13 protein-coding genes are annotated in these 10,733 nt (G+C 60.3%); 9 read left to right on the top strand and 4 right to left on the bottom strand.

From position 1 onward, the window contains the following. The first annotated feature begins 1 nt into the window (after position 1). The gene (locus AX760_RS02705) at positions 2 to 796 is read left to right on the top strand and encodes an EamA family transporter (protein WP_245294916.1); all 795 of its coding nucleotides are present in this window, start codon (positions 2 to 4) and stop codon (positions 794 to 796) included. Between the two features lie 94 nt (positions 797 to 890). Here AX760_RS02705 and AX760_RS27010 read toward each other — a convergent pair whose 3' ends face one another. Together AX760_RS27010 and AX760_RS02700 are read right to left on the bottom strand one after the other, a co-directional pair. After that, positions 891 to 1,031 (bottom strand): hypothetical protein, encoded by a 141-nt coding sequence (locus AX760_RS27010; RefSeq protein ID WP_175552000.1) that lies wholly within the window; start codon positions 1,029 to 1,031, stop codon positions 891 to 893. Next, entirely contained in the window at positions 1,031 to 1,855 is an 825-nt protein-coding gene (locus AX760_RS02700) for an enoyl-CoA hydratase (RefSeq protein WP_071831292.1), read from the bottom strand. The genes AX760_RS27010 and AX760_RS02700 overlap by 1 nt, the downstream gene beginning before the upstream one ends. A 166-nt stretch (positions 1,856 to 2,021) precedes the next feature. Here AX760_RS02700 and AX760_RS02695 point away from each other — a divergent pair, with 166 nt between their 5' ends. The 3 genes from AX760_RS02695 (at position 2,022) to rpsI (ending at position 3,618) form a co-directional block, all read left to right on the top strand. After that, positions 2,022 to 2,453 (top strand): PaaI family thioesterase, encoded by a 432-nt coding sequence (locus tag AX760_RS02695; RefSeq protein ID WP_071831291.1) that lies wholly within the window; start codon positions 2,022 to 2,024, stop codon positions 2,451 to 2,453. Between the two features lie 224 nt (positions 2,454 to 2,677). Further along, positions 2,678 to 3,142, top strand: a complete 465-nt coding sequence (rplM, locus tag AX760_RS02690; RefSeq protein ID WP_071831290.1) for a 50S ribosomal protein L13 — start codon at positions 2,678 to 2,680, stop codon at positions 3,140 to 3,142. Between the two features lie 2 nt (positions 3,143 to 3,144). Further along, positions 3,145 to 3,618 carry a 30S ribosomal protein S9 gene (rpsI, locus tag AX760_RS02685; RefSeq protein WP_071831289.1) on the top strand — a complete coding sequence of 158 codons (474 nt, stop codon included), beginning with the start codon at positions 3,145 to 3,147 and terminating at the stop codon, positions 3,616 to 3,618. 88 nt (positions 3,619 to 3,706) lie between these two features. On the opposite strand, the gene AX760_RS02680 is transcribed toward rpsI, so the two are convergent. Further along, the gene (locus tag AX760_RS02680; RefSeq protein WP_071831288.1) at positions 3,707 to 4,777 is read right to left on the bottom strand and encodes an acyltransferase family protein; all 1,071 of its coding nucleotides are present in this window, start codon (positions 4,775 to 4,777) and stop codon (positions 3,707 to 3,709) included. Between the two features lie 266 nt (positions 4,778 to 5,043). Here AX760_RS02680 and speB point away from each other — a divergent pair, with 266 nt between their 5' ends. Both speB and argC read left to right on the top strand, forming a co-directional pair. Next, a complete protein-coding gene (speB, locus tag AX760_RS02675; RefSeq protein WP_071831287.1) occupies positions 5,044 to 6,000 on the top strand; it encodes an agmatinase in 957 nt (318 codons plus the stop codon). A gap of 103 nt (positions 6,001 to 6,103) precedes the next feature. Next, positions 6,104 to 7,036 carry an N-acetyl-gamma-glutamyl-phosphate reductase gene (argC, locus tag AX760_RS02670; protein ID WP_071831286.1) on the top strand — a complete coding sequence of 311 codons (933 nt, stop codon included), beginning with the start codon at positions 6,104 to 6,106 and terminating at the stop codon, positions 7,034 to 7,036. A gap of 19 nt (positions 7,037 to 7,055) precedes the next feature. Here argC and AX760_RS02665 read toward each other — a convergent pair whose 3' ends face one another. Then, positions 7,056 to 8,159: a COX15/CtaA family protein gene (locus tag AX760_RS02665; protein ID WP_071831285.1), complete on the bottom strand. Its 1,104-nt coding sequence runs from the start codon at positions 8,157 to 8,159 to the stop codon at positions 7,056 to 7,058. A gap of 178 nt (positions 8,160 to 8,337) precedes the next feature. Between AX760_RS02665 and AX760_RS02660 the strand changes: the two genes are divergently transcribed. From AX760_RS02660 to AX760_RS02650, 3 genes are all read left to right on the top strand, one after another. Beyond that, on the top strand, positions 8,338 to 8,541 hold the full coding sequence (locus AX760_RS02660; RefSeq protein WP_071831303.1) for a DUF2842 domain-containing protein: 204 nt from the start codon (positions 8,338 to 8,340) through the stop codon (positions 8,539 to 8,541). A gap of 10 nt (positions 8,542 to 8,551) precedes the next feature. After that, on the top strand, positions 8,552 to 9,307 hold the full coding sequence (locus AX760_RS02655) for a metallophosphoesterase family protein (protein WP_071831284.1): 756 nt from the start codon (positions 8,552 to 8,554) through the stop codon (positions 9,305 to 9,307). Positions 9,308 to 9,460: 153 nt separating this feature from the next. After that, positions 9,461 to 10,729 (top strand): GNAT family N-acetyltransferase, encoded by a 1,269-nt coding sequence (locus AX760_RS02650; protein WP_071831283.1) that lies wholly within the window; start codon positions 9,461 to 9,463, stop codon positions 10,727 to 10,729. Positions 10,730 to 10,733 lie beyond the last annotated feature (4 nt).

The raw sequence follows: 10,733 nt of genomic DNA, 5'->3' as shown, positions 1-10,733 counted from the left end.
GCTGCATGCGACCTGGAATGCGCTGGTCAAATCAGGGTCTGAAAAATCGCTGGATGCCGCGATGATCGCGCTGGGTGCCGGCGTTATCGCCCTCGTGTTCCTGCCCTTCCTGCCCTTGCCGCATCCGGATGCCTGGCCCTTCATCCTTATCTCTGCGTTTTTCCAGTTCGCCTATTTCCAACTGGTGGCCGCAGCCTATCGAGCCGGCGACATCGGTCTTGTCTATCCATTGATGCGCGGCGTCGCGCCGGTTCTGGTGGCCGCGACAAGCGGCGTGCTGATCGGCGAAACGCTGACGACCGGGGCGCTGGCCGGCGTGCTGACGATCTCGACCGGCGTCCTGACATTGGCATTCGAGGCCCGCAAGGGCGGCAAACGGGCCATCCTTCTGGCGCTTGCCAATGCCGTTGTCATCGCTTCCTATACCTTCGTCGACGGCATTGGCGCGAGGCTGGCGCTCAACCCGATTTCCTACACGCTGTGGATGGCGCTGCTGCCGCCGGTTCTGCTCTTTGCCTGGGCCTTTTCCCAGCGCGGATTTGCGCCTGTTCTGTTCCACGTCCGCCATCAATGGTGGCGCGGCCTGATCGGCGGCGCGGGTTCGATCGGCTCCTACGGACTGGCGCTCTGGGCGATGACCAAGGCCCCGGTGGCCACGGTCGCGGCGCTGCGCGAAACCTCGATCCTGTTTGCCATCGTCATCTCGATCGTCTTCCTCAAGGAACGCGTCAGCCTGTTCCGGATTGCCGCAGCCTGCCTGATCGCGCTGGGCGCGCTGCTGTTGAAGCTGGCTTGAGCTATTTAAATCCGAACTCACGTTTCAAAATCGCAAAAAATTCGCTTGCAGCCTTTTCATCAACTTGAAAGGTCTGGCTTAGCTTTCCATGGTTCTATCGACTTTCACGGTCATAGGTTGATATCTGAAGTAGCGCTCTTCCATCATGCTCCTGCACAAAAACCTTGGCATCAACGTCATCGTGCAACTGGAAGCGATTCATTTCGGCGATTTCGAATTTTGTAATTCTTGCCATTACTCTTCCTTCCACTCCGGCGAACGCTTGCCAAGAACCGCGCCGATCCCCTCCTTGGCATCGGCCATCAGCATGTTTTCGACCATTACGCCCGCCGCATAGTCATAGGCTTGCTCGATCGGCAGATGCGCCTGGCGGTTGAAGGCGGCCTTGCCGATGCTCAGCGCCTGCGGCGATTTCGATGCGATGACGGCAGCGTATTTGTTGACGACCTGCTGCAGGTACTGTTTGGGCACGATACGGTTGACCAGCCCGAAATCCTTGGCGGTCGAGGCATCGATGGTCTCGCCGGTCAGGAGCATTTCCATCGCCTGCTTGCGGTGAGCCGCCCGCGATACAGCCACCATCGGCGTCGAGCAGAACAGGCCGATATTGACGCCCGGCGTGCAGAAGGTCGAGCTGTCGGTGCAGATGGCAAGATCGCAGGTGGCGACCAGCTGGCAACCGGCGGCCGTTGCCAGACCATCGATTTCCGCGATCACCGGCTGCGGCAGATGCGTGATCTTCAGCATCAGCTGGGCACAGAGCCGCATCGCCCTTTCGAAAAATGCCCTGCCCTCGTCGGCATCCGTGCGGTGCGCGGTCAATTCCTTGAGGTCGTGCCCCGCCGAAAACAGGCTGCCGGATGCGGCGAGGATGACGACCCGGATCGTGCTGGAGGCTGCAATCGCATCCAGTTCGCCGATCAGCGCCTCGATCAGCGCCAGCGAAAGCACATTGGCCGGCGGGTTGTTGAGCGTCAGCCGCACAACGCCATCGGACATTGCGTCGCGCAGGACCAGTCCGCGCGCCTCGTCCTTGTGCAAGGAAACTATCTCGGCCATGGCGTTCTCCCGGGGTTGGCTGCAGCGTGACCGCTTGGTAGCCTTCCGCGGCACCGGTTTCAAGCAACACCGAGAACCGGATAGCTTTTGGCTCAGACTATCGTCCGGCTTGCCTTACGTTTGCCGGACACTTGTAAATCGGTTCGCCTGCCGCCGGAGAAACACCATGCCCCTGACGCCCCTTCTCACACCCGATGATCTGAACCGTTTTCTGGATACGGATTTCCCCGAGGTCCATGCAGACGGCAGGATTTTTACGGTCGAAGCTGTTGGCCCGGGCTTCGCCACGATGCGGTTCGAGCCGCTGCAGCGCCACCTGCGGCCTGGCGCGACCGTATCAGGCCCTTCGCTGTTCACGCTGGCTGATGTCACCGCCTATGTCGCGTTGATCGCCCATATCGGTCCGGTGGCTCTCGCCGTCACCACCAGCTTCACCATCAACTTCCTGCGCAAACCACCGCTCGGGCCGCTGCTCTGCACCTGCCATATCCTGAAGCTCGGAAAACGCCTGGCGGTGCTTGACGCCGCCATTTCCGGCATGGGCAGTGGTGAACTGGTTGCCCATGCAACCGGAACCTATTCGATTCCGCCGAAGTAAATTGTGGTAATATAATACCACATCTTTAAGTCCTTGTTTATAATGGATATTTTTTCAAACCATCAAAACGCGTGATCTTGACGGTTTTTCCAGCCTTGCGTATAAGCCGCATCAGATCGCGGTCCCCTGGGGCCGCTTTCCTTTTGGCGCGCGTGAAGCCGCCAAATCAAGCAACAAAAAAGCCCGGCGGCAACGCATCGGGTTCAAAACGAAAGAGTTTCAACATGTCAACCTTCGTTCAGAAGCCTGCAGAGGTGGAGAAGAAGTGGATCCTCATCGATGCCGAAGGCCTCGTTGTCGGTCGCGTCGCTTCCATTATCGCCAACATCCTGCGCGGCAAGAATAAAGTCACCTACACACCTCACGTTGACGATGGTGACAATGTCATCGTGATCAACGCCGAAAAGGCAGTCCTCACCGGCAAGAAGTACAGCGACAAGAAGTACTACTGGCACACCGGTTATCCGGGCGGCATCAAGGAGCGCACCGCGCGCCAGATCATCGAAGGCCGCTTTCCGGAGCGCGTTCTCGAGAAGGCTGTCGAGCGCATGGTTCCCCGTGGTCCGCTTGGCCGTCGCCAGATGAAGAACCTGCGCGTCTACGCCGGCACCAATCATCCGCATGAAGCTCAGCAGCCGACCGTTCTCGACGTCGCAGCGCTGAACAGCAAGAACACAAGGAGCGCCTAATCGTGGCTGACCTCTCTTCTCTGAAAGACCTCGGCACAGTCGCTGAATCGACATCGGCCGCTCCGGTTCACGTCCGCAAGGTCGACGCCCAGGGCCGCTCCTATGCGACCGGCAAGCGCAAGAACGCCGTTGCCCGCGTCTGGGTCAAGCCGGGTTCCGGCAAGATCACCATCAATGGCCGCGAGTTTGCGACCTACTTCGCCCGTCCGGTCCTGCAGATGATCCTGCGCCAGCCGATCGTCGCTGCTGCCCGTGACGGCCAGTTCGACATCGTGGCAACGGTTGTCGGCGGCGGTCTCTCCGGCCAGGCCGGTGCTGTTCGTCACGGCATCTCCAAGGCCCTCACCTACTTCGAACCGGGCCTGCGTCCGGTCCTGAAGAAGGGTGGCTTCCTGACCCGCGACAGCCGCGTCGTCGAGCGTAAGAAGTACGGCAAGGCGAAGGCCCGTCGTTCGTTCCAGTTCTCGAAGCGTTAATCGTTTCACACTGCGCATTTTTGCAAAGGCCGGGCATCACTGCCCGGCCTTTGTTATTTTTGAAATCCGTGTGCTGACGGCCGTTTGCTCAGAGAGGCTGGCGGCTCTCGCGCGGGCGCAGCGCCCAGCGGGCAATGCCGCTGTTGAGCCACATCGTGACCGGCTTTTCGAACAGATGGAACATCGCGGCCGAACCGATCGCAATCACCAGGATGAGAACGCCGATCGCGCTGGTGATCAGCATCGGCTCATAGGGTAGCTGTTCGGCGATAAGCTTGACGAAAAGCTGGATGACATAGACGTGCAGCAAATAGGTCGAAAACGACCAATCACCGAGCTTTTGCAGCCACGGGATGCTTTTCGTCATGAGCGATTGGGCACCGAGAAAGAAGAATGCGGCAGGCAGGCCCCAGATGGCGAAGCGCCACGTGTCGTCATAGGCGCCTGAGACGATCAGCCCGATCACAAGAACAGGCATGGACACGAGCCAGAAGCCTGTGAACCATTTCTGTCGGGTGGCGATCACGCCGTATCTCCAGATCAGAATGCCAAAAGCAAACTCCAGGAGCAGCGGCTGGGTGAAGAAATTGAAGATTGTCCCACCATCGACGAGCAGTCCGGCCAAAACGATCAGAACCAAAACGCCTATTGTCACCATCATACCGCGGTCGCCGGATATCCACACGGTGAAGGCGACAAGGCAGTAGAAAAACATCTCCAGATTCAGTGTCCAGCCCACAGATATGATCGGCAATATTGAACCGGCAACCGGATCCGGCAGGAAGAGCATGGAAGAGATGATCTTGCTCCATTCCATCTCCGGCCGGTTCATGAGGTGCGGCAAGGCAAAGGTGATGGCGACGGCACCCGCCGACATGACCCAGTAGATCGGCACGATCCGCGCAATTCGTTTCATCAGGAATGTCATCGGCCGAAAGTCTTCGTCCCGGGCGATGATCATGGCCATGATATACCCGCTGATCACGAAAAAGATGTCCACGCCGATGGCACCGAAACCGAAATGGTTCGACCAGCCAAGCTCGCTGTTCAACGAGGCAAAGATGTGAAAAAGCACGACACACCAGCAGGCAACGACCCGCAGATACTGCACCGATGCAATGCTCGCCGGTGCCGATAGCTGAGCCCTGCGGAATGGCATTTCACCAATCCGCGGCCTAGGACAGATCAGACTGTCTGCTCCGCCCTCGCGGCGCGATGCGATTGCGCCAGAACCGGCCACGCACTTCTCCCTGCCATTTCTCCCGATGGGCACGAGAGCCGATTCTGTTCCAGAACGGAACACAATCGGCGACCGTGCAACCATTTCTTAAACACAGCAATTTCCGGGCCAGAATTGACGATCAAATGCGCGGCGGGTACGAATTGCCATGGGGATTGCCCCCTATTCCAAGAACGGAGGCATTTTTGGCCAGCAAGACCATCGACCATGCGATCACCGCAAAATCGCTGAAGAGCGCCGCAAGCGACCCCACCCATGCCGGTATCCTGTCCTTCATGCGGCGGAAATATACCAAGCAACTTGCGGGGGTGGATGCAGTGGTGTGGGGGGTTCCCTTCGATGCGGCCACTTCCAACCGCCCGGGGGCGCGTTTTGGACCGCAGGCGATCCGCCGCGCCTCCGCCATTTTCGACAATGATCCGCAATATCCGTTCGAGCGGGACCTGTTTGCCGATATGGCGACCATCGACTACGGCGATTGCCTGCTGGACTTTGGCAACCACTCCCGAACCCCCGCGACAATCGAGCGGGAGGCCGCAAAGATCCTGAAGAGCGGCGCCTTCCTGCTGACACTCGGCGGCGATCACTTCATCACCCTGCCGCTGCTGCGGGCCCATGCGGCGATCCATGGACCGCTTTCGCTTGTTCACTTCGATGCGCATCAGGACACCTGGGCCGACGAAAAGGGACGAATCGATCACGGCTCCTTCGTCGGCCGCGCCGTGCGCGAAGGACTGATCGACCCCTCCACCTCCATCCAGGTCGGGATCCGGACCCATGCGCCCGAGGATTGCGGCATCCGCATCCTCTATGGCTACGCGGTTGAAGAGATGAGCGCGCAAGAGATAGCGGACACGATCCTGCACCATGTCGGGGAACGCGCGACCTACCTGACCTTCGACATCGACTGCCTTGATCCTGCCTATGCACCCGGAACAGGCACGCCGGTGTCAGGCGGGCCCTCGTCTGCGCGCATGCTGTCGATTCTGCGCAAACTCGGGGCGCTGTCGATCAAGGGTGCCGACGTGGTAGAGGTCGCTCCCGCCTATGATCATGCCGATATCACCGCCATTGCAGCCTCCACAATCGCGATGTATATGCTCGGCCTGCACGCTGAGAAGCTTGCAGAAAGACGCGGCTGATTGGTCCGGCTCGGAGCAAGAGGGACTGTTATCAAACTGATTCAATTGCATGCCAGCATGAATCAGCAAACCGCTGCAGAGTGTTGACGAGACAGGATTATCCATGAAACCGAAGATCTTCATCGATGGCGAACACGGCACCACGGGGCTGCAGATCCGCGTCCGCATGGCGGACCGCCCGGATGTCGAACTGCTGTCAATTCCGGAAGCCGAACGGCGCAATGCCGCGATGCGTGAAGACCTTCTGAACAGCGCCGACATCGCCATCCTGTGCCTGCCCGACGACGCATCAAAGCAGGCCGTCAGCATGCTGGAAGGCAATAACAGCGTCAGGATCATCGACACGTCGACCGCGCACCGGATCGCGCCCGGCTGGGCATACGGCTTTGCCGAGATGGACAATGCGCAGCCGGAAAAGATCCGCGCGGCCCGTCTCGTCGCCAATCCCGGCTGCTATCCGACCGGCGCGATCGGACTGATCCGGCCGTTGCGGCAGGCTGGCATCCTGCCGGAAAATCATCCGATCACGGTGAACGCCGTATCCGGCTATACCGGCGGCGGCAAGCAGATGATTGCCCAGATGGAAGACGCAAATAATCCGGAGCACATCGCTTCCCCGCATTTCCTCTACGGACTGCCGCTCAAGCACAAGCATGTCGGCGAGATGCAGGCCCACGGGCTTCTGGCCCGCACGCCAATCTTCTCGCCATCGGTTGGACGCTTTCCGCAGGGCATGATCGTCCAGGTTCCGCTCCATCTCGAAGACCTCGCCGACGGTGCCACGCTCGAGAGCATTCACGCCGCACTGACAGCCCATTATGCCGGACAGTCGATCGTCGAGGTCGTGCCGCTTTCGACCAGTGCTGCCATGCCACGGGTCGATGCCGTCGAGCTTGCCGGCCAGGACACGATCAAGCTGTTCGTGTTCGGTTCGGCCGGCGGTGACCAGGTCAACCTCGTTGCGCTGCTCGACAATCTCGGCAAGGGCGCATCGGGTGCTGCCGTGCAGAACATGGACCTCATGCTCTCCGCCTAGGCGCCGGCGTTGTGCCGGCTCAGGCTTGACGGATAGCCATGGCTTCTGGCGGGTATTCGCCGACGAAGGCGCGCCAGTGGGCGATGGCAAAGCCGAGCACGATCAGTGCAAAGCCCTGGTGCAGAACGCCCCAGCTGACCGGAACCTGCAGCACAAGGGTCATGATGCCGATCATTGCCTGCAGGGTCACCAGCGCGAAGAGAAGAATCGAACGACGGGCATGCGTCGTCTGCGGCGCCTTGCGGACCGAGGCGATCATGTGCATCAGCACGAGTGCGAAGAGCAGGTAGGCCCCGCACCGGTGGACGAACTGCACCGTCTTCGGGTTCTCGAAGAGATTGAGCCAGAACGGCTGCTGGACGAACAGGTCGCCCGGGACCAGCGCTCCATCCATCAACGGCCAGGTATTGTAGGTGAAGCCCGCATCAAGGCCGGCAACGAGCGCGCCCAGATAGATCTGAAAGAGCGTCATCAGGGTGATGATCATCGCCATCTTCTTCGAGCTTGCCGTCGGCGCAGCCTCGCCGACATGCTTCGACAGCCCCCGCATGATCCACATGCAGGATGCAAAGATCAGACAGGCAATCATCAGATGCGTGGCCAGCCGGTACTGGCTGACATCCGTGCGGTTGACGAGGCCGGAAGAGACCATCCACCAGCCGATGAAACCCTGGAAACCGCCCAGCGCCAGAATGCCGACCAGAGGCAGTTTAAAGCGCTGCTCGATGCGGCCCGTCACCCAGAAAAACAACAGCGGCAGCGCAAACACCAGGCCAATCGTGCGCGCCAGAAGCCGATGCGCCCATTCCCACCAGAAGATCGTTTTGAACTCATCGATGCTCATGCCCTGATTGATCTGCTGGTACTGGGGAATCTTCTGGTACAGCGCGAACTCCTCGTCCCACTCCTGCGCGCTCAGCGGCGGGACGACGCCGTGGATCGGCTTCCATTCGGTAATCGAAAGACCGGATTCCGTCAGCCGCGTGGCGCCCCCGACAAGCACCAGGGAAAACAGAACCAGGAGCACGAAACCGAGCCAGAGCCGCAACTGACGGCGGTTGCGGTCGGCATGGACGTTTGTCCGGGCGAACGAAGGCTCATCAATGATCTGTACGCTGGTCATGCGGGCTCCTGATAGATCAAGCGCGGTCAAAACTGGCACGAGACGAATTGTCTCGGTGATCGCGCTTCAAGCGTGTTGATTTGCACCAGAGCAGCATGCAAAACAAGACTTACCCCTTTGCGGCATGCCGTCGCGGCTCAGCCGCCGACCAGCAGAGCCGCCAACCGGAAAGAGCATGATGCCCTTACGCCTGCGAAAACTGATCGGCACCGTCCTGATCGTCCTGCTCGTCATCGTCTATGCGCTGGCGGCGACGACCTTCGCCACGCTGCTGCTTGGCGCCTCGCCGTGGTGGGTGCATCTGCTGTATTTCTTCTTCACCGGCCTGCTGTGGATCCTGCCCGCCATGCTGATCATCAAATGGATGTCGAAACCGACCTGAAAGTTCTCCCATGCGCATCGCCGTTATCGCCGACATCCATGGCAACGATCTCGCCCTTTACGCCGTGCTGAAAGACATTGCGGCACAGGGCATCAGCGAGGTCGTCAATCTCGGCGATCACCTAAGCGGCCCCCTGAACGCGGCGCGCACCGCCGACATGCTGATGGCGCAGGACTTCCCGTCGATCCGCGGCAATCACGATCGCTGGCTGACGACGCGCGCGCCTGTCGAAATGAACACCTGGGATAGCTTCTCCCACGCCGAACTGGAGCCACGTCATCTCGACTGGCTGCGCGCGCTGCCGCCGACGCTGCTCTATCGCGATGAAATCCTGCTTTGCCATGGCACACCGTCGAGCGACACAACATACTGGCTCGAAGACCTGACACCGCAGGGTGTGCTGCACATGTCGGCCCGCCAGCGGATCGAGGACCTCGCCGGCGATCAGGATGTCGCGGTCATTCTGTGCGGACACACCCATATTCCAAGGGCCGTGCGCCTCGCCGATGGCCGGCTGATCGTCAATCCCGGCAGCGTCGGCTGCCCCGGCTATGATGATGACGAGCCTGTCTTCCACAAGGTCGAGACCGGCTCGCCCGATGCGTCCTATGCGGTGATTGAGAAAACCGGCGGTGAAAGAACCGGCACCGCATGGACGGTCAGTTTCCGCCGCGTCCGCTACGACAATCTGGCCATGTCGCGGCTTGCCGGCGAACGCGGCCATGGCGAATGGCAGCGCGCGCTATCCACCGGCTGGCTGGACTGACCGACTTGCGCCGGCAAGACCGGCTTAGCATTTCGCTAACCTCATTTTCCGCTTTCGGGGACGATGAACGCAGTCGCACAATTTTTTAAAGAAAGTCACACCGTTTGCACGCTAGAAAGCGAGGCGAAAACGGGTTCCCGGGCGACTTTTACGATGACGGATGTCGACTTCAACATGATGCCGGTGGACAAGATGCGCGGTCGTGCATCGCGCGCAACGCGTGCCGCCGCCATCGAAGCCGCCGCCACCGACAGCCTGACACTCTCCGTGCATGTGAGCCTAGACGCCCTGGAAGCGGACTGGCGCAGGCTGGAGGCGTCAAACACCATTTCCCTGCATCAGGGGTTCGACTGGTGCAAGGCCTGGGCCAAGAGCCATCAAAACCCGCTTCTGCTTGTGCGCGGCAATCTCGGCCACAAAACCATCTTCATCCTGCCGCTGGAACTGGTGCGCGGGCGTCTGTTCCGCACAGCCCGTTTCATCGGCGCACCGCACAGCAACATCAATACGGGTCTGTTTTCAAGCGATCTGGGTGATCTGGCGTCGCAGGATTTCGCGGCCTGCGTCATCAAACAGCTTGGCGAAAAGCTATCCCGCGTCGCCGACATCGTGACGCTCGAAAAGATGCCGTTTGAGTGGCGCGGCACATGCCATCCGCTGGCAAGCCTGCCGGCCGTGCGAAACCAGAACGCATCCTACCAGCTTCCGCTGTTGGAAAACTTCGAAACGACGCTGGCGCAGATCAATGCCAAGCGTCGGCGCAAGAAATTCCGCGTCTCCGAAAAGCGCCTGGAGGCGCTGGGCGGCTACGATCACGTCGTGGCAAAGACGAGCGAGGAACGGCGCGCGCTGCTCGACCTGTTTTTCGCCCAGAAGGCTGCCCGGTTCAAGGTTCTCGGCCTGCCGAATGTTTTTCAGGATCCGGAGACGCAGGCTTTTTTCCATCGTCTCGCAGCGCTGGGCGAGACCGAAAACGGCCAACCGCTCGAACTCAATGCCATTCGCCTGCGGGGCGAAAACGAGGGCCGGATCATCGCGATCGCCGGCTTGTCGCGCAAGGGTGACCACGTCATCTGCCAGTTCGGATCAATCGACGAGGATATCGCTGCAGACAGCAGTCCCGGCGAATTGCTGTTTTTCCTGATGATCCGCCGCCAGTGTGCAGAGGGGGCCGCACTGTTCGATTTCGGCATTGGCGACCAGCCCTACAAGCGGTCTTGGTGCACGGTCGAAACCGTGCAACGCGATATCGTCCTGCCGCTGACCGTGCGCGGACGGATTGCGGCATGGTTGCACCGCTCCCTCGTCTCGATGAAGAGCGCGATCAAGAAGAACCGCACGCTCTATGCCTTCGTCCAGCGCCTGCGGCAGCGCCGCCAGGGCACGTCCGCGGGCGCCTCATCCGAAATGGACAACGGCTGACAAG

Origin of the sequence: Pararhizobium antarcticum, assembly GCF_001885585.1 — a bacterium.
Lineage (GTDB): Bacteria > Pseudomonadota > Alphaproteobacteria > Rhizobiales > Rhizobiaceae > Pararhizobium > Pararhizobium antarcticum.
This window is presented reverse-complemented; position numbering and strand designations above follow the sequence as displayed.